22 protein-coding genes are annotated in these 23,944 nt (G+C 46.9%); 20 read left to right on the top strand and 2 right to left on the bottom strand.

Annotated elements, in window-relative coordinates; translation table 11 throughout:
* The first annotated feature begins 41 nt into the window (after positions 1-41).
* The 20 genes from tsf (at position 42) to BS19_RS05970 (ending at position 21,665) form a co-directional block, all read left to right on the top strand.
* Positions 42-884 (top strand): translation elongation factor Ts, encoded by an 843-nt coding sequence (gene tsf, locus BS19_RS06065; protein WP_038174021.1) that lies wholly within the window; start codon positions 42-44, stop codon positions 882-884.
* Positions 885-1,033: 149 nt separating this feature from the next.
* Complete coding sequence (pyrH, locus tag BS19_RS06060; RefSeq protein ID WP_038174020.1) at positions 1,034-1,765, top strand: UMP kinase; 732 nt, start codon at positions 1,034-1,036, stop codon at positions 1,763-1,765.
* 103 nt (positions 1,766-1,868) lie between these two features.
* Complete coding sequence (gene frr, locus BS19_RS06055) at positions 1,869-2,426, top strand: ribosome recycling factor (protein WP_038174019.1); 558 nt, start codon at positions 1,869-1,871, stop codon at positions 2,424-2,426.
* A 97-nt stretch (positions 2,427-2,523) separates the two neighbouring features.
* Entirely contained in the window at positions 2,524-3,279 is a 756-nt protein-coding gene (locus BS19_RS06050) for an undecaprenyl pyrophosphate synthase (protein WP_038174018.1), read from the top strand.
* Between the two features lie 11 nt (positions 3,280-3,290).
* Positions 3,291-4,133: a phosphatidate cytidylyltransferase gene (locus BS19_RS06045; protein WP_038174017.1), complete on the top strand. Its 843-nt coding sequence runs from the start codon at positions 3,291-3,293 to the stop codon at positions 4,131-4,133.
* 41 nt (positions 4,134-4,174) lie between these two features.
* Positions 4,175-5,383, top strand: coding sequence for a 1-deoxy-D-xylulose-5-phosphate reductoisomerase (ispC, locus tag BS19_RS06040; protein WP_038174016.1), 1,209 nt, complete (start codon positions 4,175-4,177; stop codon positions 5,381-5,383).
* Positions 5,380-6,738 carry a sigma E protease regulator RseP gene (gene rseP / locus BS19_RS06035; RefSeq protein ID WP_038174015.1) on the top strand — a complete coding sequence of 453 codons (1,359 nt, stop codon included), beginning with the start codon at positions 5,380-5,382 and terminating at the stop codon, positions 6,736-6,738. The genes ispC and rseP overlap by 4 nt, the downstream gene beginning before the upstream one ends.
* A 39-nt stretch (positions 6,739-6,777) precedes the next feature.
* Positions 6,778-9,189, top strand: coding sequence for an outer membrane protein assembly factor BamA (bamA, locus tag BS19_RS06030; RefSeq protein ID WP_038174014.1), 2,412 nt, complete (start codon positions 6,778-6,780; stop codon positions 9,187-9,189).
* Positions 9,190-9,205: 16 nt separating this feature from the next.
* On the top strand, positions 9,206-9,715 hold the full coding sequence (locus BS19_RS06025) for an OmpH family outer membrane protein (RefSeq protein WP_038174013.1): 510 nt from the start codon (positions 9,206-9,208) through the stop codon (positions 9,713-9,715).
* A 6-nt stretch (positions 9,716-9,721) separates the two neighbouring features.
* Positions 9,722-10,753, top strand: coding sequence for a UDP-3-O-(3-hydroxymyristoyl)glucosamine N-acyltransferase (gene lpxD, locus BS19_RS06020; RefSeq protein ID WP_038174012.1), 1,032 nt, complete (start codon positions 9,722-9,724; stop codon positions 10,751-10,753).
* Positions 10,754-10,849: 96 nt separating this feature from the next.
* Complete coding sequence (gene fabZ, locus BS19_RS06015; protein ID WP_100752225.1) at positions 10,850-11,302, top strand: 3-hydroxyacyl-ACP dehydratase FabZ; 453 nt, start codon at positions 10,850-10,852, stop codon at positions 11,300-11,302.
* Between the two features lies 1 nt (position 11,303).
* Positions 11,304-12,092, top strand: a complete 789-nt coding sequence (gene lpxA, locus BS19_RS06010; protein WP_038174010.1) for an acyl-ACP--UDP-N-acetylglucosamine O-acyltransferase — start codon at positions 11,304-11,306, stop codon at positions 12,090-12,092.
* A 92-nt stretch (positions 12,093-12,184) separates the two neighbouring features.
* Positions 12,185-13,339: a lipid-A-disaccharide synthase gene (lpxB, locus tag BS19_RS06005; RefSeq protein WP_038174009.1), complete on the top strand. Its 1,155-nt coding sequence runs from the start codon at positions 12,185-12,187 to the stop codon at positions 13,337-13,339.
* A complete protein-coding gene (rnhB, locus tag BS19_RS06000) occupies positions 13,332-13,949 on the top strand; it encodes a ribonuclease HII (RefSeq protein WP_038174008.1) in 618 nt (205 codons plus the stop codon). Before lpxB ends, rnhB begins: the two co-directional genes overlap by 8 nt.
* A gap of 104 nt (positions 13,950-14,053) precedes the next feature.
* Positions 14,054-17,533 (top strand): DNA polymerase III subunit alpha, encoded by a 3,480-nt coding sequence (gene dnaE, locus BS19_RS05995; RefSeq protein WP_038174007.1) that lies wholly within the window; start codon positions 14,054-14,056, stop codon positions 17,531-17,533.
* A gap of 38 nt (positions 17,534-17,571) precedes the next feature.
* A complete protein-coding gene (accA, locus tag BS19_RS05990; RefSeq protein WP_038174006.1) occupies positions 17,572-18,531 on the top strand; it encodes an acetyl-CoA carboxylase carboxyl transferase subunit alpha in 960 nt (319 codons plus the stop codon).
* Between the two features lie 96 nt (positions 18,532-18,627).
* Positions 18,628-19,947, top strand: coding sequence for a tRNA lysidine(34) synthetase TilS (tilS, locus tag BS19_RS05985; protein WP_038174285.1), 1,320 nt, complete (start codon positions 18,628-18,630; stop codon positions 19,945-19,947).
* 50 nt (positions 19,948-19,997) lie between these two features.
* Positions 19,998-20,312: a c-type cytochrome gene (locus tag BS19_RS05980; RefSeq protein ID WP_038174005.1), complete on the top strand. Its 315-nt coding sequence runs from the start codon at positions 19,998-20,000 to the stop codon at positions 20,310-20,312.
* Positions 20,313-20,412: 100 nt separating this feature from the next.
* The gene (gene glnB, locus BS19_RS05975; RefSeq protein WP_038174004.1) at positions 20,413-20,751 is read left to right on the top strand and encodes a nitrogen regulatory protein P-II; all 339 of its coding nucleotides are present in this window, start codon (positions 20,413-20,415) and stop codon (positions 20,749-20,751) included.
* Between the two features lie 53 nt (positions 20,752-20,804).
* Positions 20,805-21,665 (top strand): endonuclease/exonuclease/phosphatase family protein, encoded by an 861-nt coding sequence (locus tag BS19_RS05970; RefSeq protein ID WP_038174003.1) that lies wholly within the window; start codon positions 20,805-20,807, stop codon positions 21,663-21,665.
* Here the strand turns inward: BS19_RS05970 and BS19_RS05965 are convergent.
* Together BS19_RS05965 and BS19_RS05960 are read right to left on the bottom strand one after the other, a co-directional pair.
* Positions 21,655-22,341, bottom strand: coding sequence for a YIP1 family protein (locus tag BS19_RS05965; RefSeq protein WP_038174001.1), 687 nt, complete (start codon positions 22,339-22,341; stop codon positions 21,655-21,657). The genes BS19_RS05970 and BS19_RS05965 overlap by 11 nt on opposite strands.
* A complete protein-coding gene (locus BS19_RS05960) occupies positions 22,338-23,903 on the bottom strand; it encodes a LysM peptidoglycan-binding domain-containing protein (RefSeq protein ID WP_038174000.1) in 1,566 nt (521 codons plus the stop codon). Before BS19_RS05960 ends, BS19_RS05965 begins: the two co-directional genes overlap by 4 nt.
* Positions 23,904-23,944: the final 41 nt, after the last annotated feature.

The raw sequence follows: 23,944 nt of genomic DNA, 5'->3' as shown, positions 1-23,944 counted from the left end.
CCTGTTTTTTACCAAATTCTGAATCAACTGAGGAATAGAGAATGGCTGTTACTGCTGCTCTAGTTAAAGAACTGCGCGACCGCACTGGCGCAGGCATGATGGAATGTAAGAAAGCGCTAGTTGAAACTAACGGCGACGTTGAACTAGCAATCGAAAACATGCGTAAATCAGGCGCTGCTAAAGCTGCTAAGAAAGCAGGTAACGTTGCTGCTGAAGGCGCAATCATCATCAAAGAAGAGAATGGCGTTGCTGTACTTCTTGAAGTGAACTGTCAAACAGACTTCGTTGCTAAAGACGCAAACTTCACTGCATTCGCAGACAAAGTTGCTGCTGAAGCACTAGCAACTAAAGCGACTTCTGAAGAGCTACAAGCTAAATTCGAAGACGAGCGTGTTGCTCTTGTGACTAAGATTGGTGAAAACATCAACATCCGTCGCGTACAGTACGTTGAAGGCGCAGCGATTGCATCTTACCGTCACGGTGAGAAAATCGGTGTTGTTGTTGCTGGTGAAGGTGATGCTGAAACGCTTAAGCACGTTGCTATGCACGTTGCTGCTTCTCGTCCAGATTACGTAAACCCAGAAGATGTACCAGCTGACGTTGTCGAAAAAGAGAAAGCGGTTCAAGTTGAAATCGCAATGAACGAAGGCAAGCCTGCAGAAATCGCTGAGAAGATGGTTGTTGGCCGCATGAAGAAGTTCACTGGCGAAGTTTCTCTAACAGGTCAAGCGTTCGTTATGGAACCTAAGAAGACTGTTGGTGAAATTCTAAAAGAACGCGGTGCTTCAGTTGTTACATTCGTTCGCCTAGAAGTAGGTGAAGGCATTGAAAAAGCGGAAGGCATGAGTTTCGCTGAAGAAGTAGCAGCAGCTCAAAAAGGTTAATCCTGAGCAAACGCACAAAGTTTAGACCGTAGCCAAGGCTGCGGTCTTTTTATGACTAACGATGAAGTGTCTAGCGGTGATGGATGCAGACTGTAAGAGTCTTTATCCATGACTGTTAATCAACAACTCTCTTTTGGAAGGTAAACTCCATGACTACGAACCCTAAACCAGCATATCAACGTATTCTGTTAAAACTGAGTGGTGAAGCTCTCCAAGGTGAGGAAGGTTTTGGTATCGATCCAGCGGTCCTTGACCGAATGGGCCAAGAAATAAAAGAACTGGTTGAACTGGGTGTTCAGGTCGGTGTTGTTATCGGTGGCGGTAACTTGTTCCGTGGTGCAGGTCTGGCAGAAGCGGGTATGAACCGCGTTGTTGGTGACCACATGGGGATGCTGGCGACAGTAATGAATGGCCTAGCGATGCGCGATACACTGCACCGTGCTTATGTCAATGCGCGAGTAATGTCTGCCATCCCATTAAAAGGTGTGTGTGACGATTACAATTGGGCCGATGCGATTCGTGAACTTCGTCAAGGCCGCGTGGTGATCTTCTCTGCAGGTACTGGTAACCCATTTTTCACGACCGATTCTGCTGCTTGTTTGCGCGGTATCGAAATTGAAGCTGACGTAGTTCTAAAAGCGACAAAAGTAGATGGCGTATTTAGCGCAGACCCTGTAGCAAACCCAGACGCAGAACTGTATGATAAGCTTTCATACGAAACAGTGCTTGAAAAAGAACTGAAAGTAATGGATTTGGCTGCATTTACATTGGCTCGTGACCACAAAATGCCAATTCGTGTATTCAATATGAATAAACCAGGCGCACTACGTCGCGTGGTAATGGGTGAAGCAGAAGGCACGCTAATCAGCGATGCAGAGTAATTCCAATCGCCGCAGCATGGGCTAGATTTTTGCTGCGGTATTGCCTTTTGAAGACTCCAAGTTAGGCTTTCTTCAAGAAAGATTTACACATTAAGGTGATATTGTGATTAACGAAATCAAAAAAGACGCTCAAGAGCGCATGGATAAAAGCGTTGAAGCGCTAAAAAACAACCTTTCTAAAATTCGTACTGGACGTGCGCATCCAAGCCTACTTGCTGGTATCAACGTAGAGTACTACGGTGCAGCGACACCGCTAAACCAAATTGCGAACGTTGTTGCTGAAGATGCACGTACTCTTGCTATCACCGTATTCGATAAAGAGCTGACGCAAAAAGTTGAAAAAGCGATCATGATGTCAGATCTTGGTCTAAACCCAATGTCAGCAGGCACGGTTATTCGCGTACCACTGCCACCACTAACGGAAGAGCGTCGTAAAGACCTAGTTAAAATTGTCCGTGGTGAAGCAGAGGGCGGTCGTGTTGCGATTCGTAACATCCGTCGTGATGCGAACGGTGAACTTAAAGCACTACTAAAAGACAAAGAAATCTCTGAAGATGAGGATCGTAAAGGTCAAGAAGAGATTCAAAAACTAACGGACGCTGCGGTTAAACATGTCGATGACGTTCTCGCTGCGAAAGAAAAAGAGTTGATGGAAGTCTGATTTATCCACAAACTTTTCGCTTTAAAAGCGCTGTGCTCGCAGTACAGCGCTTTTTTATGCTACTCTCTGTCCCCTGCTGATTACCAATCAACGTCTTATGCAAAATTCACAACTCTCCCCTGAATTACTTCCACAACATATTGCAATCATTATGGATGGCAATGGCCGTTGGGCAAAAGCACAAGGTAAACCCCGTGTTTTTGGTCATAAAAATGGTGTTGCTGCGGTGCGCAAAACCATTTCAACTTCAGCGAAGCTGGGTGTTAAAGCGGTGACTCTGTTTGCTTTTAGCAGCGAGAATTGGCGCCGACCAGAAGAAGAAGTTGGGGTGTTGATGGAGCTGTTTATCAGCGTACTATCAACCGAAGTCAAGAAACTGCATAAGAATAACTTACGTCTGCGAGTTATTGGTGAAACGTCACGATTTAGTCAACGCCTACAAAAGAAAATTGCTCAAGCGGAGGCTTTGACCGAAACCAACAGTGGTATGGTCATTAATATCGCGGCGAATTACGGTGGTAAGTGGGATATCATGCAAGCAACAAAAGCTATTTCAGCTAAGGTTGCCGCCGGTGAATTGCAGCCTGATGAGATCACTGAAGATCTGATTAGCCAACACCTGACGATGGCAGATTTACCTGAAGTTGATTTAATGATTCGAACCAGCGGCGAATGTCGCATTAGCAATTTTATGCTTTGGCAAATGGCGTACGCAGAAATGTACTTTACGCCTATCTATTGGCCTGAGTTCGATGAAAACAGCTTAATCGAAGCAGTGACTTGGTTTGTTAATCGAGAGCGACGTTTTGGTTGCACCGGTGAACAAGTTAAGGCATTGATGGAAAGCGAATAAAGGATCAAAGTTTGAAACAACGAATTATAACGGCGCTTATCCTTGCTCCTCTGGTGATTTTAGGAATTTTCAAGCTCTCTTTACCCCTCTTTATCCTTGCCGTTGCGGCGGTAACGTTAATTGGCTTTTGGGAGTGGACACAGTTTGTCAATGCCTCTTCACGTACGATAGCGCTTATACCGGCGGTGGTCGTAGGAGCCGCGAGTCTGTGGTTTGTTCCTTTTGATGCCATCAGTTTAAACCTACTCAGTGACAGTCATTATGCCATCTTAACGCTTGGCTGCGCCTGGTGGTTAGTCGCCAGTGGGCTTGCTATCACTTATCCTAAATCCTCATCGCTTTGGCAACACTCGAATTTACTACGCCACATTTTTGGTCTTCTGACCTTATTGCCTTTTTTCTGGAGTGTTCTTTTGTTGCGCGCTGAAGGCATTGATCTTGAACCTTATCACGGCGCTAAGCTGGTGCTGTATGTGTGCCTGATTGTTTGGGCTGCAGATAGTGGTGCTTATTTTGCTGGAAAGAGCTTGGGTAAACACAAAATGGCGCCTCACGTCAGCCCAAATAAGACCATTGAAGGGTTAATCGGCGGAATTATCACCGCGATTATTGTCGGCTGGGCGACGGCAGAATGGTTTGAAATTCAATTTTCAAGCGTATGGGCTATGGTGCTGATCACCTTAGTCACCGTGGTGATCTCAGTGTTGGGTGATTTGGTTGAAAGCATGTTTAAACGCGTATCAGGCATCAAAGATAGTAGCAATATTATCCCAGGGCATGGTGGTGTGTTGGATCGCATCGACAGTTTAACCGCTGCCTTCCCGGTTTTTGCGTTCTTGTACTTTATCTCTTAAGGTGAGTTTAGGCTTGTCCTGCTCATACATTGGTTCTTGCTATGCGTAAGTTAACGATTCTTGGTGCAACGGGTTCTATCGGAGCTAGCACGCTTAAAGTCATCGAACAGAATCCTGCTACATTCTCTATTTTTGCGCTCGTTGCAGGGCAAAATGTCGACAAAATGCGTGAACTTTGCCAAAAGTGGCAGCCTGAATATGCGGTCATGGCCAGTGATATCGCGGCGCAGCGTCTTAAAGCACAGTTGATTGAGCTTAAAATCAACACCCAGGTGATGTCGGGTGTTGAGGCGATGTGTCAGGTATCATCAATGGATGAGGTAGACACTGTGATGGCGGCGATTGTCGGCGCCGCAGGGCTGTTACCGACTATGGCGGCGGTAAAATCTGGTAAACGGGTGCTATTAGCGAATAAAGAAGCATTAGTTATGTCTGGCCAGCTGTTTATCGATGCAGTGGAACACTATGGCGCTGAGCTATTGCCAGTTGACAGTGAGCACAACGCGATTTTTCAGTGTCTACCGAATGAGATTCAAACCAATTTGGGTCGCTGCTCTTTAACTGAGCATGGTATCTCGCATATTCTCCTCACCGGTTCAGGTGGCCCATTTCGTTATAGCGATATTGAGTCGCTCAGCAGTGTGACACCAGAGCAAGCGATTGCACATCCCAATTGGTCGATGGGGCCTAAAATCTCGGTTGATTCCGCGACCATGATGAACAAAGGTCTTGAGTATATTGAGGCTAAGTGGCTTTTTAATACCGAACGAGAGCAGCTTAAGGTCTTGATTCATCCCCAATCTGTGATTCATTCGATGGTTCAGTATCGAGATGGCTCTGTGCTGGCGCAAATGGGTGAGCCTGATATGGCGACGCCGATCGCGTTAACACTTTCCTATCCGCAACGAGTTGACGCAGGCGTTGCACCTCTCGACTTTACCAAAGTCGGTGAACTGAGCTTTTTAGAGCCAGATTTTCAGCGTTATCCTTGTCTGAAGCTGGCGATAGATGCCTGTTACGAAGGTCAGCATGCCACTACGGCACTCAATGCAGCTAACGAGATAGCGGTCGACGCGTTCTTAAATCGAAGACTGCGTTTTACCGATATCGCATTGGTGAATCAACAAGTGGCGGATAAAGTCTGCGCGACTTACACCCCATCATCATGTCGTGACTTGGAAAGCATACTCGAGCTCGATAGAATGGCGAGAGAACTAGCCAGCAACTTCGTAAGTGAGCGTCAGTTATGAGCGGTATTATTTGGAACTTTGCTTCATTCGTTGTCGCCTTGGGTATTTTGGTCGCGGTGCATGAATTTGGTCATTTTTGGGTCGCCCGTCGTTGTGGTGTCAAAGTTGAGAAATTTTCGATTGGCTTTGGTAAGTCGATTTGGAGCCGAGTCGCAAAAGACGGCACCGAATACAGCTTGTCTGTCATCCCTTTAGGTGGCTATGTCAAAATGCTCGATAGTCGAGTTGATGACGTGGCGGAGCAAGATAAACACACCACCTTCGATGCTAAACCGTTATGGAAGCGTACGTCGATCGTCGCAGCTGGTCCGTTGTTCAACTTCCTATTTGCAATTTTTGCTTATTGGTTAGTTTTTTTGATAGGTGTGCCTGCGGTAAAACCGGTGGTAGGGCAGATCACACCGGCTTCGATAGCGGCTGAATCTGGCCTACAATCTGGAATGGAACTAAAAGCGGTTTCCGGCGTCCAAACTGCGGATTGGGAATCGGTGAATATGGGGCTTATCTCTCACATCGGCGATAGGGAACTGACATTAACAGTGGTTCCGGTTGATGGCATCGGCATTGAAGAAACCATGCGTTTGGACTTAACCAACTGGAACTTTGATCCCGAAAAAGAGTCTGCAATGTCAGCGCTCGGCTTCATGCCTTATACGCCAGAGATCACGGCGAAGCTTACCAACGTGTCACAAGATAGTGCTGGCGCTAAAGCTGGCCTGCAGGTTGGTGACTTACTGGTTAAGCTAGATGGGGTAGACGTAACGTCTTGGCAGCAGGTGGTTGAAAAAATTCAACAAAGCCCGAATACGCCGGTTGACATAACGGTTGAACGAGCAAGCCAAACGCTGTCATTAACGCTGATTCCCGATAGTCGAGATTTATCGGATGGTCGTGTGATCGGTTTTGCAGGAATCGCTCCTGATATCGCAGAATGGCCAGAAAATTATCGCTTCGAATTGCAATATGGTGTAATTGAATCAGTCGGAAAAGCGGTTGAGAAAACGGGTCAGGTGATCAACCTTACCGTCAGTATGTTGAAGAAACTCATTGTTGGGGATGTAGGGCTAAATAACCTGAGTGGTCCTATTTCCATCGCGAAAGGAGCGGGTACAACTGCCGATTATGGCTTAGTTTACTTCTTAGGCTTCTTAGCTCTGATAAGTGTTAACTTAGGGATTATTAACCTTGTACCGTTGCCAATGTTGGACGGTGGGCATCTATTGTTTTTTGCCATTGAGGCTGTAATAAAGCGTCCTGTACCCGAAAAGTTTCAGGAAATGGGCTACCGCGTGGGCGGGGCAATTATCTTCTCACTCATGATTGTGGCAATTTTCAATGACTTTGCTCGCTTGTAACAGAGCAATAGGTTGAAGTAAGGAATAACTAAAACAAATATGGCGATGAAAAATATTCTGTTTGCATCCTTGTTAGCAACAAGTGTCAGCGCAAACGGTGCCGAGAACTTTGTAGTTCAAGATATCCAAGTTGAAGGTTTACAGCGTGTTGCACTGGGTGCAGCGTTGCTGAAAATGCCAGTACGAATTGGTGACTCTGTCGATGGCCAAGATGTTTCAGAGATGATCCGTGCGCTTTACGCAACGGGCAACTTTGAAGATATCAAGGTACTGCGTGACAACGACGTGCTTGTCGTTCAGGTTAAAGAGCGTCCAACCATCGCCAGTATCTCTTTCTCTGGTAACAAAGCTATCAAGGAAGAGCAACTGCAGCAGAACCTAGATGCATCTGGTGTTCGCGTCGGTGAAGCGTTAGATCGTACGACCTTGTCAACCATTGAAAAAGGTCTGGAAGATTTTTACTACAGTGTTGGTAAATACAACGCTGGAGTGAAAGCGGTGGTGACGCCATTGCCGCGTAACCGTTCTGACCTGAAATTCGTGTTCACTGAAGGTGTATCGGCCAAGATTAAACAAATTAACTTTATTGGTAATCAACAGTTTTCCGACAAAGAACTACTCGGCCGTTTTAACTTGAACGTTGATGTCGCGTGGTGGAACTTCTTAGCCGATGATAAATATCAGAAGCAAGTGTTGGCGGGTGATATTGAAGCGCTCAAGTCTTACTACTTGGATCGCGGCTATCTTAAATTCCGTATCGACTCTACTCACGTTGCGATCTCTCCGGATAAAAAAGGGGTGTACATCACTCTGGGATTAGACGAAGGGCTGCCATACACAGTGAAAGAGGTCAAATTCCGCGGTGAGCTGTTAGGTAAAGAAGACGAGTTTGAAGCGCTTGTTCCGTTCGAGGACGGTGAAACTTATAACGGCTCAGCGGTGACCAGTTTAGAAGAGCGTGTTAAGCGTTTGTTGGGCGAAGCAGGCTATGCGTACCCTCAAGTACGCACAATTCCTGAATTTGATGATGAAAACCAATCTGTTTCTTTAATTGTCAATGTCGAAGCGGGTAATCGAATTTATGTGCGTGATATTCGTTTTATCGGCAATAATGCGACTAAAGATGAAGTTTTACGCCGTGAAATGCGTCAAATGGAAGGCAGTTGGCTGAACTCAAAATCGATTCAAACCGGTAAAGATCGTCTTAACCGTTTAGGTTTCTTTGAAACTGTCGATGTGCAGACAGTGCGCGTGCCGGGCAGTGAAGATCAAGTTGATTTGGTTTACAACGTTAAAGAAGCCAACTCTGGTAGCGTCAACTTCGGTGTTGGTTACGGTACCGAATCTGGTATTAGCTTCCAAATCGGCTTGCAGCAAGATAACTTTGTGGGTAGTGGTAATCGCGTCGGTATCAATGCGATGATGAACGACTATCAGAAGAATATCAGCCTAGATTACCGTGATCCGTACTGGAACCTAGATGGTGTCAGTATGGGAGGCAAAATTTTCTACAATGAGTTTGAAGCGTCTGAAGCTGGTATTGTTGACTATACCAACGAAAGTTATGGTGCGAGTTTAACGTGGGGCTTCCCGTTTGATGAGCTTAACCGTTTTGAATTCGGCGTGGGTTATACTCACAACAACATTGGTAATGTTCCGACTTACGATCAAGCACAGCGCTTTGCGCAGAGCATCGGTCAAGAAAACAGTGACATTTTGACCAATGACTTCGATATTAATGTCTCGTGGACGCGTAATAATCTTAACCGAGGTTACTTCCCGACCGCCGGTAACTATCAGCGCGCCTTTGCCAAAGCAACGGTACCAAGTTCTGATGCTCAGTACTTCAAATTGCAGTACGATGTCCGTCAATACATCCCGCTAACAAAGAAACACGAGTTTACCTTGTTGATGCGTGGTCGTTTGGGCTACGGTAACGGTTATGGTCAAACGGATGGCAACGATAACTTGTTCCCATTCTACGAAAACTATTACGCAGGTGGCTTTACGACGTTGCGTGGTTTTGGTTCAAATACAGCGGGCCCGAAAGCTGTGTACAGCACTAATGGTAATCCCGATACTTGTAATAGCGCCAGTTGTGTTTCTGCCACTGATGACTCAGTGGGTGGTAACGCTGTCGCGCTAGCAAGTCTTGAGGTTATCGTGCCAACGCCGTTTGCATCGGAGGAAACTCGAAGCCAGATCCGTACCAGTGTGTTTGTTGATGCCGCTAGCGTATGGGATACAGAATTTGTCTTCGATCCACGGTATGAGAGCGATCCTTATTACTACGATTATTCGGATCCAATGAACTTCCGTGCATCTTACGGTGTCGCACTGCAATGGATGTCGCCAATGGGACCATTGGTATTCTCAGTAGCGAAACCAATAGAAATTTACGAAGGTGATGATGAAGAATTCTTCACTTTCACCATCGGAAGAACCTTCTAATTTAGAGGAAATAACAGTGAATAAAACAATCAAAGCGGCTGGTTTAGGCCTAGTAGTCATGACGTCTTCATTTTTTGCAAACGCAGCAGAAGCGGCGCAAAAAATCGGCTATGTAAATACCGCACAAGTGTTCCAAATGCTTCCTCAACGTGAAGTGGTTTTGCAGAAAATGCAAGAGCAGTTCAAAGACAAAGCGGATGAGCTAAAAGCGATTCAAGCTGAAGCTAAGACTAAAATTGAGAAACTTCAACGTGACGGCGAGCTGCTTGGTCAAGACGAAGTTGAAAAATTACGAATCGAAATTGGTCAACTTGATAGCAAGTACAAGATCAAAGCTCAAGCGTTAGAAAAAGCCTCGGCACGTCGTGAAGCGGAAGAGAAGCAAAAACTATTTAAAGTGATTCAGGATGCAGTGCAAAAAGTGGCTGAAAAAGAAGGCTACGACATCATTGTTGATATTCAAACCATGCAGTACGGTAAACCTGAATTCAATATCTCTGAACAAGTTATTAAACAACTAAAATAGTACATTATGGTTACTCTCTCTTTAGCCGATTTGGCAACAATTACCGGGGGGACGCTTTATGGTGACGGCAATGCAACTGTCACCATGGTAGCGCCGATGGATAAAGCACAACAAGGGCATGTTACCTTCTTGTCTAATCCAAAATATGCGAAACATTTAGCTGAGTGTCAGGCGACACTTGTTATGGTTAAAGAAGCTCAACGTGAGCATGCTAAGGGTAATGTCTTAGTGGTTGAAGACCCGTATGTCGCGTTTGCTAGGGTCGCTCAAGCGCTTGACACCACACCGTCACCTGCCAGTGAAATAGCGGCTTCAGCCGTTGTTGCGGCGGATGTAACATTGGGCAGTAATGTCTCGATTGGTGCAAACGCTGTTATAGAATCGGGTGTTGAGCTGGGTGACAATGCTGTGATTGGTGCTGGCTGCTTTATTGGCAAAAATGCCAAAATTGGTGCCAATACAAAACTGTGGTCAAATGTCAGTATCTATCACGATGTCGAGCTTGGCAGTGATTGCTTACTGCAAGCAAACTCAGTCATTGGCTCCGACGGCTTTGGTTATGCCAATGAAAAAGGGGAGTGGATTAAAATTCCACAGCTCGGTTCGGTTCGAATTGGTAATCGGGTTGAAATCGGGTCTTGTACCACCGTTGACCGCGGCGCCCTAGACGATACGATTATTGAAGATAATGTTATTCTCGATAATCAATTGCAAATCGCGCACAACGTACACATCGGATATGGTACTGCCATCGCTGGTGGTACGATTATTGCCGGCAGTACTAAGATTGGTAAGTACTGTATCATTGGCGGTGGTACGGTCATCAATGGTCACATCGAGATCGCTGATGGCGTGACGATTACCGGAATGGGTATGGTCATGCGTGGTATTGAAGAGAAAGGTATGTACTCTTCGGGCATCCCACTTCAGCCCAATAAAGAGTGGCGCAAAACTGCCGCTCGTGTGCATCGAATTGATGAGATGAATAAGCGTTTGAAAGCGGTTGAAAAACAGCTTGAGAATTCATCCGACGCTTAATGCCTTATCCTCGACTCAAAAGGCTCGCGTATCGCGAGTCTTTTTCATCTATAATGCCCTGACAGATAAAAATTGCATCAACATAGGAATATGACTTTGACTACTGAAAATAAAACGATGAACATCACTGAAATTCAGGAATTGTTGCCTCATCGCTACCCGTTTTTGCTTATTGATCGTGTTATCGACTTTCAAGAAGAGAAATACCTAACGGCGATTAAGAATGTTTCAGTGAATGAACCTCAGTTCACCGGTCATTTCCCTCAACTGCCTGTATTTCCTGGTGTGTTGATCCTTGAAGCCATGGCTCAAGCAACCGGCTTATTGGCATTTAGATCTTTTGGTGCGCCGTCTGGCAACGAACTTTACTACTTTGCAAGTGTTGATAAAGCCAAGTTTCGTAAGCCAGTCGTTCCTGGTGACCAATTGATTATCGAAGTCGAATTTATTAAAGAGCGTCGTGGTATTGCTGCGTTTAATGGCGTAGCAAAAGTCGACGGCGATGTTGTGTGTTCAGCCGAGCTTAAGTGTGCTCGTCGAGAGTTTTAATATGATTGATGAAACGGCTCAAATTCATCCTTCAGCGGTGATTGAAGGTAACGTAACCCTTGCGGCTAACGTGACGGTTGGACCTTTTACTTATATCTCAGGAAACATTGAGATTGGTGAAGGGACAGAAATTATGTCGCATGTTGTGATAAAAGGTCACACAACGATTGGTAAAGACAACCGTATTTTCCCTCATGCTGTAATTGGTGAAGAGAACCAAGATAAGAAATATGGCGGTGAAGAGACAACGGTAGTGATTGGCGATCGCAACGTGATTCGTGAAGCGGTTCAGATTCACCGCGGTACGACTCAAGATAAAGCAACCACAGTCATCGGTAATGACAATCTACTGTGTGTTAATGCGCATATTGCTCATGACGTGATCGTTGGTAACCACACTCACGTTGGTAACAACGCTATTCTAGGCGGTCATGTGACGGTAGAAGATCATGCCGGTGTTATGGCGCTCTCTGCTATTCATCCGTTTTGTAAAGTAGGTGCCTACAGCTACATTGGTGGCTGTTCTGCCGTGGTGAAAGACGTGCCTCCTTATGTGTTAGCGCAGGGGAACCATGCCACACCATTTGGTCTCAACCTCGTTGGCTTGCAACGCAATGGCTTCGAGAAAGCTGAGCTTCGAGCGCTACGCAATGCGTACAAGGAGTTCTACCGTGCAGGTAAGACCCAAGCTGAAGCCAAGCAAGTGCTGGTCGAAATGGCGCAAGAGTGGCCGTCAATTAAGCACTTTATTGATTTTGTGGAAACTTCTGAGCGTGGCGTTATTCGCTAACGCTGATGGCAAAGCAATAACAGAAGATCGCGCCTGACAAGGTTGCGGTCTTTTTTGCGTTTTATAGCAATCCATGAATAGGTGATTGGACAATGGATAAACCATTACGAATTGGTATCGTTGCGGGTGAATTATCGGGCGATACCTTAGGCGAAGGATTTATTAAAGCGCTGAAGGCGCAATATCCTAATGCTGAGTTTGTCGGCATTGGCGGACCAAAAATGATTGCTCAAGGCTGCGAGTCTCTTTTTGATATGGAAGAGCTGGCCGTAATGGGGCTGGTTGAAGTGCTAGGCCGTTTACCGCGATTGCTTAAAGTCAAAGCGCAGTTGGTCAAGTATTTTACTGATAATCCGCCTGATGTATTTGTCGGTATTGATGCACCCGATTTTAACTTGCGACTTGAGCTGAGTCTTAAGCAAGCGGGTATTAAAACCGTCCACTACGTGAGTCCTTCGGTTTGGGCTTGGCGACCTAAACGTATCTTTAAAATCGATGCAGCGACCGATCTCGTGTTGGCCTTTTTGCCATTCGAAAAAGCATTTTACGATAAGTATAACGTCGCTTGTGAATTTATTGGTCACAGTTTAGCGGATGCTATTCCTCTCCACCCAGATCAGCAACAGGCGAGAGAAATGCTCGAACTCGATCCAAACCGACAGTGGTTAGCTGTACTGCCGGGCAGTCGTGGTGGTGAAATGGGGTTAATCGCTGAACCTTTTATTCAAACTTGTCGTCAAATTAAGATTAAGTATCCTGAGATGGGTTTCGTTGTTGCGGCCGTCAATGATAAACGCCGTCAACAGTTTGAACAAATTTGGCAAGCGGTGGCCCCAGAACTCGATTTTGTTATCGTTCAAGATACTGCGCGTAACGTCATTACAGCCTCTGATGCGGTACTTCTTGCCTCTGGGACGGTCGCATTGGAATGTATGTTACTTAAACGGCCAATGGTCGTCGGTTACAAAGTGAATCGACTCACTGGCTGGTTAGTGAAGAAGTTGGCGATTACCGAATATGTGTCATTGCCTAATATTCTCGCCGGTGAAGAGTTGGTGAAAGAATTGATTCTGGAACAGTGTGCCCCTGAATACTTAGTCCCAGCAGTAGAGACAATGTTAAGCAGCAATAATGATGCTTTAATTGAGCGTTTTACTCAAATGCATCAGATGATACGTAAAAATGCTGACGTCCAAGCTGCTAGAGCAGTACTTAAACTGATCGGTAAAGAGTGCAACAATGACTAAACAAACCAAAGAGCTGCCAGCTTTTGAGTACCCGCAAGGATACCTATATATCGCCGGAGTCGATGAAGTCGGCCGCGGCCCACTGGTTGGGGATGTGGTAACGGCGGCAGTTATTCTTGATCCGAATAACCCGATTGTCGGCCTGAATGATTCGAAAAAGCTATCGGAGAAAAAGCGTTTGGCGCTGTTTCCTGAAATTAAGCACAAGGCGCTGGCTTGGTCAGTTGGTCGTTGCTCGCCGGAAGAGATTGATCAGCTTAATATTCTTCAGGCGACTATGGTTGCGATGCAACGAGCGATTGCGGGGCTCAAGATTCAGCCTGATCTGGCGTTGATTGATGGTAATCGTTGTCCTCAATTGCCGATGGACTCGCTAGCGGTGGTGAAAGGCGATTTACGGGTTGCACAAATCAGCGCGGCCTCGATAATCGCGAAAGTGGTGCGCGATCAAGAGATGGAAGCGCTCGATGCCCTTTATCCGCAATTTGGTTTTGCCAAGCATAAAGGTTACCCGACGAAAGCGCACTTTGAAGCGATCGAGCAACATGGTGTGATTGCTCAGCACCGCAAGAGTTTCAAGCCAGTTAAGCGCGCTCTTGGTCTTGAATAAGCTCAGCGGAGAAATAGCCTACCGAATTAGGGTATATCTCCGATCTTATATCACGTAAAATACCCAGACTATCTTTCCGATTAAGCCCTATTTGCGAAACCATAATGTCAGATCCTAAGTTTATCCACCTTCGAGTACATAGTGACTATTCCATGGTTGACGGCTTATCCAAAGTGCCACCACTGGTTAAGAAAGTGGCCGAGTTGGGTATGCCGGCGGTCGCCTTGACCGACTTTACTAACTTGTGTGGTTTGGTCAAATTCTATGGCACGGCGCATGGTTGTGGTGTTAAACCGATCATTGGCGCCGATTTCATGATGCAGTCACCTGAATTTGGCGATGAGCTGACCAAGTTAACTGTACTTGCGGCAGACAATATCGGTTACAAAAATCTCACCCTATTGATTTCCAAAGCTTATTTGCGAGGTCATGTTCAACACAAGCCTGTGATTGATAAAGAGTGGCTGGTGGAGCTATCAGAGGGGGTCATTATTCTTTCTGGTGGCAAAGGTGGTGAGATAGGTCGCGCTCTGCTCAAAGGCAATCAGAAGATTGTTGATGATAACGTCGCGTTCTATAAAACCCATTTTGCCGATCGCTTTTATCTTGAGTTGACTCGTACCGGCCGCGCCGATGAGGAAAACTATCTTCATTTCGCTTTAGAGCTTGCCGAGCAAGCTGAACTGCCTGTGGTTGCCACCAATGACGTGGTGATTTTGGATGAAACACTGTTTGATGCCCATGAGATTCGTGTTGCGATTCATGATGGTTACACCTTAGTCGATCCTCGCCGACCAAAAAATTACAGTCCTCAGCAATATCTGCGCACGGAAGAAGAGATGTGTGAGCTGTTTGCCGACATCCCTGAAGCATTAGAAAATAGTGTCGAAATTGCTAAGCGCTGTAACGTAACAGTTCGCTTAGGTGAGTACTTCTTGCCAGCTTTCCCAACAGAAGGCATGGAAGAGACCGAATACCTAGTCATGAAATCCAAACAGGGGCTGGAAGAGCGTTTAGAGTTTCTGTTCCCTGATCCACAACTGCGTGCTGAGCGTCGCCCCGAGTATGACGAACGTCTAGACATCGAACTCGAAGTAATCAATAACATGGGTTTCCCTGGTTATTTCTTGATCGTTATGGAGTTTATCCAGTGGTCGAAAGATAACGATATTCCTGTTGGTCCGGGGCGTGGTTCTGGTGCTGGTTCACTGGTGGCCTATGCGTTAAAGATCACCGATCTTGACCCACTTGAATACGATCTGCTTTTCGAACGTTTCTTGAACCCAGAACGGGTTTCGATGCCTGACTTTGACGTCGATTTCTGCATGGATAAGCGCGATAAAGTTATTGACCACGTGGCGGAAATGTACGGTCGTGACGCCGTATCTCAGATCATTACTTTCGGCACCATGGCGGCTAAAGCGGTCATTCGAGATGTCGGTCGTGTGCTGGGGCACGGTTTTGGTTTTGTCGACCGCATTTCGAAATTAGTGCCGCCGGATCCAGGTATGACGCTCGAGAAAGCGTTCAACGTCGAGCCAGCGCTGCCTGAGTTGTATAAAAACGACGAAGATGTCAAAGCGCTGATCGACATGTGTCGCATCCTTGAAGGTTGTACCCGAAATGCGGGTAAGCACGCCGGTGGTGTGGTTATCTCTCCGACGACGATTACCGATTTTGCGCCAATCTATGCCGACGCGGAAGGGCATTTTCCTGTCACGCAGTTTGATAAAAATGACGTCGAAACCGCAGGCCTGGTCAAGTTCGACTTCTTAGGTCTTCGAACTCTGACGATCATCGACTGGGCGTTAGGTTTGATCAACCCGCGCCTAGAGAAAGAGGGCAAAGAGCCGATTCGGATAGAGTCGATCCCTTTGGTCGATGAAGCGTCTTTCCGTTTACTACAAAATTCAGAAACGACCGCGGTTTTCCAGCTCGAATCTCGTGGTATGAAAGAGCTGATTAAGCGTCTTCAACCAGACTGCTTTGAAGACATCATCGCATTGGTGGCGCTGTTCCGACCTGGTCCATTGCAATCTGGCATGGTTGATAACTTTATCGATCGTAAGCATGGTCGAGAAGCGGTTTCTTACCCAGATGAACAGTGGCAACACGACTCGCTAAAAGAGATTCTTGAACCAACCTACGGCATTATCCTCTATCAAGAGCAGGTAATGCAGATTGCCCAGGTGCTTTCCGGTTACACCCTTGGTGGCGCAGATATGCTACGTCGTGCCATGGGTAAGAAAAAGCCAGAAGAGATGGCCAAACAGCGAGCGACCTTTGAAGAAGGTGCGATAGCAAACGGCGTTGATGGCGAGTTGGCGATGAAGATCTTCGACTTGGTAGAGAAGTTTGCCGGTTACGGATTTAACAAATCGCACTCGGCCGCTTATGCATTGGTTTCTTATCAAACCTTGTGGCTTAAAACCCATTATCCTGCGGAGTTTATGGCGGCGGTAATGACCGCTGATATGGACAATACAGAGAAGGTGGTTGGCTTAGTCGACGAGTGCTTACGCATGAAGCTCAAAGTGTTGCCGCCAGACATTAACGCTGGCCTATACCGCTTCAATGTCAACGAAGAAGGGGCCATCGTCTACGGTATCGGTGCGATTAAAGGGGTCGGAGAAGGCCCGATTGAAGCGATTTTAGAAGCGCGCAATAAAGGTGGCTATTTTAAAGATCTGTTCGATTTCTGTGCGCGTCTTGACTTGAAAAAAGTTAACAAGCGCGTGATAGAAAAATTGATCTATGCCGGAGCACTTGATAGGTTGGGGCCACACCGCGCGGCAATGATGGCCTCGTTAAATGATGCGGTCAAGGCGGCCAGTCAACATCACCAAGCAGAAGCGTTCGGCCAGACCGACCTATTTGGTGTATTAACCGAAGCGCCCGAAGAAGTTGAGCATAAATACACGAAAGTGGATCCTTGGCCAGAAAAAGTCTGGTTAGAGGGAGAACGTGATACGCTCGGCCTTTATTTAACCGGGCACCCAATAAATGCCTATTTAAAGGAACTGAGTAAGTACACCAGTTGTCGACTAAAAGATGCCACGCCGACTCGTCGCGATCAAAGTGTCACGATTGCAGGCTTGGTGATTGCGGCGCGAGTCATGACCACTAAGCGTGGAACACGTATTGGTTTGATGACGATCGATGACCGAAGTGGCCGAATGGAGGTGATGTTATTCTCCGATGCGCTGGATCGGTACGCAGAATTGTTAGAAAAAGATAAAATCTTGGTTATTTCCGGACAGGTCAGCTTTGATGATTTCAATGGTGGTCTTAAAATGTCGGCGCGCGAGGTTATGGATCTCGGCACCGCTCGTGAAAAATACGCTCGCGGCCTGTCGATATCCATTGAACAATCTCAAATCAATGACCGATTTTTTGAGCGCTTTAGCCAAATCCTAGAGCCTCATCGGGCGGGGAGCGTCCCTGTCCATGTATACTACCAACGCTCAGATGCACGGGCGCGTTTAACGTTAGGTACAGAATGGCGAGTAACGCCAAGCGACGCATTATTAGATGATTTAAAACAACTGCTTGGGAAAGGCCAGGTAGAACTCGAATTTAACTAAGTTTGGCGCGTGGCTGCCAAATAAGAAAGGATCTATAGATGAGCCTGAATTTTTTAGAATTTGAAAAACCAATCGCAGAGCTTGAAGCAAAAATTGAAGCACTTCGTGACGTGTCGCGTCATGGTGGTGACTCTGGTGTCGATCTTGACAAAGAGATTGAACAGTTAGAGAAGAAAAGCCTAGAGCTTAAGAAGAAAACCTTCAGCGATCTTGGTGCTTGGGAAACGGCCCAGCTTGCTCGTCATCCACTGCGTCCTTACACTTTGGACTATCTAGAGCATGCTTTTACTGAATTCGACGAGTTAGCGGGTGACCGCCACTATGCGGATGACAAAGCGATCGTCGGTGGTATGGCGCGTTTAGATGGCCGACCAGTGATGGTTATCGGTCATCAAAAAGGTCGTGAGACCAAAGATAAAGTCAAACGTAACTTTGGTATGCCAAAGCCTGAAGGCTATCGTAAGGCGCTGCGTCTGATGCAAATGGCTGAGCGTTTCAACATGCCTATCATTACTTTCATCGATACTGCAGGTGCTTACCCAGGTGTTGGCGCAGAAGAGCGTGGACAGTCAGAAGCAATTGCAACCAACCTTAAAGCCATGGCCGGTCTGACTGTGCCTGTGATTTGTAACGTTGTTGGTGAAGGCGGTTCGGGTGGCGCTCTGGCAATCGGCGTTGGTGATTATGTCAACATGCTGCAATACTCGACTTACTCCGTTATTTCACCAGAAGGGTGTGCGTCAATCTTGTGGCGTGACTCAGATAAAGCGCCGCAAGCCGCTGAAGCGATGGGCCTGATTGCTCCTCGTCTCAAAGAGCTTGAGCTTATCGATGAAATTATCGAAGAGCCACTAGGCGGTGCGCACCGCAACCATCAGCAGATGGCGAAAAACATGAAAGCAACCTTGGTTCGCCAGTTAGAAGAGCTTGAGCAATTTGACACTGAAGCATTGCTTGAACGTCGTTACCAACGTTTGATGAACTACGGTTACTGCTGATAACGCGATTTTTGTCTTTAAAGGCTGAACTTAGGTTCAGCCTTTTTTATTGCCAGTGATAAACTAATGCTATTCCGTTATACAACCAAAGCCACTATGACACTACAAACCACCTTTAATGCCGCGATTGAACCTCATCTTCAAGCCCATGGCCGTTTGGTCCTTGGACTCAGTGGCGGAATGGACTCACGCGTATTGCTAGAATTGATGGCAAGCTACGCACACAGTCAGTCGATTGACTGTTTGGCAGTCCATGTCGATCATGGTTTAAGCGTGAATGCGAAAACGTGGGCTGAGTGTTGTCGGCAGTGGTGTAGGTCGCTCGGTGTGCCTTTCTTGTTAGAGTCTGTCAGCGTTGAGCGCCAGGGAAAAAGTCTTGAAGAGAGCGCTCGAGAGGCGCGCTACGCGGCATTAGCCAAACACATTCATCACAATGATCTGTTGCTAACAGGGCAGCATGCTGATGATCAATTAGAAACGCTCTTATTGGCTCTCAAGCGTGGTAGTGGACCAAAAGGCTTGGCGGCGATGGCACCTATGATGACGTTTGCTGCTGGTAAGATCGTTCGACCACTGTTGTCGGTTACCCGCGCCGATATTGCCCGTTATGCCAAGCACCAGCAATTAGAGTGGGTAGACGACGAGAGCAATCAAGATACGCGCTTTGACCGCAACTTTATTCGCCATCGTATTATGCCTGAGCTAACTCAGCGCTGGCCGCATATCCAACAAACGGCACTAAGAACGGCCGAACTTTGCTCCGAACAAGAGCAGTTGTTAGACGAACTGTTAGCTGAGCCCTTGCGTAAGGCGCTGCACAGTGATGGCAGTCTGAACGTCGACGCTGTGATGAATGTCAGTGACAAAGTACGTACGCGTTTACTCAGAATGTGGTTAGCGTCGAGCGGGCTAAAAATGCCTTCGCGTGATCAACTGACGCTGATTTGGCAACAAGTCGCTCTTGCCCAACAAGACGCCAATCCTCAGTTGCAGCTTGAACAAGCTCAGGTTCGTCGTTTCCAACAGCGTTTGTACGTGGTGCGCGAATGGCAATCACTTGAGCAGTGGCAGCAATCCATCAGGGTCAATCGGCCGATTCAACTTCCCGATCGCTTAGGGGTATTGAATATGCGTCAAGCTCAAGCGGGCAATTTGTCATTGGCTGCGCTGAATCAGGCTGAACTGCGCGTGGTGTTTAATCCACAAGGACTGAGTGCCCATCCAAGCGAGCGTGGTCATAGCCGCAAGTTAAAAAAATTATTTCAAGAGTATGATGTCCCTAGCTGGTTGAGACGTAGAATCCCTATAATCCTCTGCGGTGAGCGCGTGGTTGCCGTTGGTGATTTGTTCATTGATCGTCACTTTATAGGTCAAGATTGTGAACTAGTCTGGGACAAGTCCGCAGGGTTTGTGTAAAACTATATAAATAAAAACATCCAACTATCATGGAATTATAAGGAAGAGCAATGAAGAACATCGCTATTGGAATGATAATCGGTTTAGGTTTACTCAGTGGCCAAGCTCTGGCTGCTGGCGATATTGAAGCAGGGAAAGCCAAAGCTGCGGTATGTGCAGCGTGTCATGGCGCGGATGGTATGGCGGTTATTCCTGGTTACCCACACCTTAAAGGTCAGAACGAGCAATATCTCGTTTCTTCACTCAATGCTTATAAAGCAAAGCAGCGTAACGGCGGTTTAGCCGCGGTAATGCAAGCGCAAGCTTCGATGCTGAGTGATGCCGATATTGCTAACTTAGCGGCATACTACGCCAGCTTAAAATGAGTCTACTTAGATAATTAGGCCCGAGCCGCAGTGCTCGGGCTTTTTATTAGCAGATGATCATGGGATAATAGCAACATTGACTACAGTTTAAGGGAATAACATGAAAAAAATCGAAGCCATTATTAAGCCGTTTAAATTAGACGATGTCCGTGAAGCCTTAGCTGAAGTTGGGATTACCGGTATGACGGTATCTGAAGTTAAAGGGTTTGGCCGTCAAAAAGGTCATACCGAACTTTACCGTGGTGCAGAGTACATGGTCGACTTTCTGCCTAAAGTAAAACTAGAAATAGTCGTCACAGACGAAGTGGCCGATCAGTGTGTTGATACCATTATTGAAACCGCGCAAACGGGCAAGATAGGCGATGGTAAGATTTTTATCACTGGTGTTGAGCGCATCGTTCGCATCCGTACTGGCGAAGAAGACGAAGACGCCATCTAAACATGTTGATTAAGAAGGGCCGCTAGGCTCTTTTTTACTTTTTGTAGACTGTAATGAAAAAAACTCGATTACTCGTTGTTCCAGTGGTGATTGCTCTGGTCGCCTTTTCTGCTTATCAGGGCATTTTTACCTTGCCTAAGCAGTCCCACATCTCTTCTATCTCTGCGCAGGGTGTCCAGCTTTCGTTGCAATGTTACCACAACGAAAACACCAGCGTGCTAGACAGCCAGGGCCAGCTTAATTTATTGGTCTGGAATATCTACAAGCAGAGCAACTCCAATTGGCAACAAAGCCTCACTCGGTTATCGCAGGATAAACAATTAGTGCTGTTGCAAGAGGCGAGTATGACGCCTGAGTTTGTTAGTTGGATCGAGCGTAATCAGTGGTTTGGTAGCCAAGTCGATGCATTCAAAGCCTTCAAAACCACCGCGGGGGTGTTAAACCTCTCTTATGCGCCACCAAGTCTTGCCTGCGCGTATACTGAATTAGAACCTTGGTTAAGGCTGCCCAAGTCTGCCTTGTATGCAACTTACCCATTATCGAATGGTGAAGAGCTCGCGGTTGTCAATATTCATGCGGTTAACTTTACTTACGGCACGATTGAATATCGACGTCAAATAGAGGAATTAGCCAAAGAACTTGAACAGCACCAAGGGCCGATCATTGTCGCGGGGGATTTTAACAGTTGGAGCCGTGAGCGATTAAGTGTGATGGCGCAAGCGCTGGCAGGGTTAGCGTTGCAAGAGGTGAACTATAACCCAGATCATCGAACTCAGTTTGTCACCGGGTTGCCTCTGGATCATGTTCTCTTTCGTGGTTTAACCCTAGAGACAGCAGAGGCGCCGATTTCCGACGCCTCTGATCATAATCCGATAGTGGTTCACTTTCGGTTAAAAAAGCCGATTAAGCAATGATGATGTACAGCGCCCAAATCAGATAGTAACCGAGCCATGGTAGAGCAGAAATAACCAATGCTTGACCACGTTCAAACTCCGTCCAAGTGCCAACAGCGGCATAGCCAAGAGCGATATACCAAGGGAGCAGTAGCGGGAACGAGCTTGCAAACTGCGACCACGGATTGGTCAGCGGAAGTTTGAGTAAGCCGTTGAGACTATTTAAGTCTGCCGCGTAGACCATCACTTGTCCATGCTTGAGCAGTACGCTGACGTAGCTTGCCAGATCGCCAATGATTGCTGGAAAAGTGATAACCGCGCCAGCGGCAAACCATTTCCAAAAACCGTGCTGATGTTGGCTTGGCTTAGTCGCTAAGTTGAACCAGAAGGCCAACATTAAAATGGTCAGAGTTCGGCCTGCAATATCGCTAATGATTTCACTCGCCATCAGCGTGTTAGCATCAAGTAATTGCAACTGTTGTGGATTGGTAACGGCCAACTGAGCACTCAAGGCTTGTTTGAGCCACTCAAAGTTGACCATGTCAAAGTAGGCGCCCCAAAATAGAAACGGCGACAGAATCAAAAAGATATAAGGCTGCCAACCCCAAGCCCCTCGTTGATACAAGGCTAAGAAACAGGCGCTAGGCGAGCGAAAAATATCCACTAGCATGATTAAAGGGTTACTTGACGGGTTCATACACTTACCTTAGTGACATCAACATACAGCTTGAGCTTTTGACCGGGTTTAAGGTACTTCTGGGCACTCAGATCATTCCACTTCACGATGTCTCTCGATTTAACTTTAAATTTATTAGCGATACCGCTGATGGTGTCACCGCTACGCACGTTATAGAACACAGTGCGAATAATGGCGCCATCAGAGCTGTTTTTCCAAATGACCAGTTTCTGGCCGATGCGCAGTGTATCGCGTGGGCCCATACCGTTCCATTTGGCTAAAGATTGATGTGAAACCTTATTGGCTTTGGCAATCGACCATAAGCTGTCGCCAGAGCGGACCGTATGGGTAAGTTTGTACTTACCGCGTGCCGTTGCTTGGGTTTTTGCTAGGCGGTTGGTTGCGCTCAGCGCATAAGCATTATCACCCTTGGTTGAGGTGGGGATCATCAGGTGTTGGCCAACACGAATAGTGTTGCCACTAAGATTATTGGCGGTGCGAATAACGCCAGTGGTGGTGTTATATTTATTGGCTAACACGCCAAGACTGTCGCCTGATTTAACTTTGTAGCGTACAACCTTCATCCCTTTACCACGATTAGCCGCCGCCGCTTGGTTAAATTTCGCCACGCTCTCGCTTGGTAATAGCAGCTTTTGAGCACCTTCCGGCGCAGTGGCCCATTGGTTGTAGGCAGGGTTTAAACTTTGCAACTGCTTGACCGAAATTCCGGCGTACTCTGCTGCGATGGCTAAGTCGAGCTGCTCTTTCGGGTCAACCAACTCAACCACAGGATGATTGGCGATCGCTGGTATTTCAATACCATACTTGTCTTGATTAGCGACAATGTCTGCTAAAGCAAGCAGCTTAGGCACATAGCCACTGGTCTCTTTAGGTAGGTCAAGTGAGAAGAAGTCAGTCGGTTTACCTAATCGTGTATTTTTTCGAATCGCACTCGACACTCGGCCGCCGCCACTGTTATAGGCGGCAATCGCGTGTGTCCAATCACCATCAAAACGCTTATTTAAATAGGTCAGGTAATCTAGGGCGGCATCGGTTGCGGCCGCGACGTCACGACGGCCGTCATACCAGAAATTTTGTTCTAAACCGTACATCTTTCCGGTGCCAGGCACAAATTGCCATAATCCGGCCGCGCTGCCATGCGAGTATGCAAAAGCGTCAAAAGAGCTCTCGACAACAGGCAACAAGGCTAATTCAAGCGGCAAACCACGTTGTTCAATTTTTTCTGTGATCAGGTAGAGGAAAGGTTGGGCACGTTTAGAGACGGTTTTAAGATGATTAGGATGCTTTAGATACCAAGTTCGATAGTAATCAACACTTTTGTGCTCGGGAACAGGCAGTCGCATCTGCATGGCGATACGTTGCCACACATCTTGCTGTGTTTGCGGGGTCACCTTTGGCATAGGTTTAACCGCAGGTTTGGCCGTTTGAGTACTCGACTCAGACGGCTTGATGGTCGTTGGTTGGTTGGTGTCTGGAGTAACGGCTTCTCCAGTGTCGGTCGGCTGGGTAAGCTGACAACCGGTCAACAGAAGCGCTAATACCCAACTGTGTTTTACTCGCATTTCACAGCCCTTTTTCTTTTTGGCTGCTGATAATACTTGTC

The sequence above is a fragment of the Vibrio pacinii DSM 19139 genome (genome assembly GCF_000711795.1).
Taxonomy (GTDB): domain Bacteria; phylum Pseudomonadota; class Gammaproteobacteria; order Enterobacterales; family Vibrionaceae; genus Vibrio; species Vibrio pacinii.
Note: the sequence above shows the minus strand (reverse complement) of the source record. Positions and strands in the feature narration are given on the sequence as shown.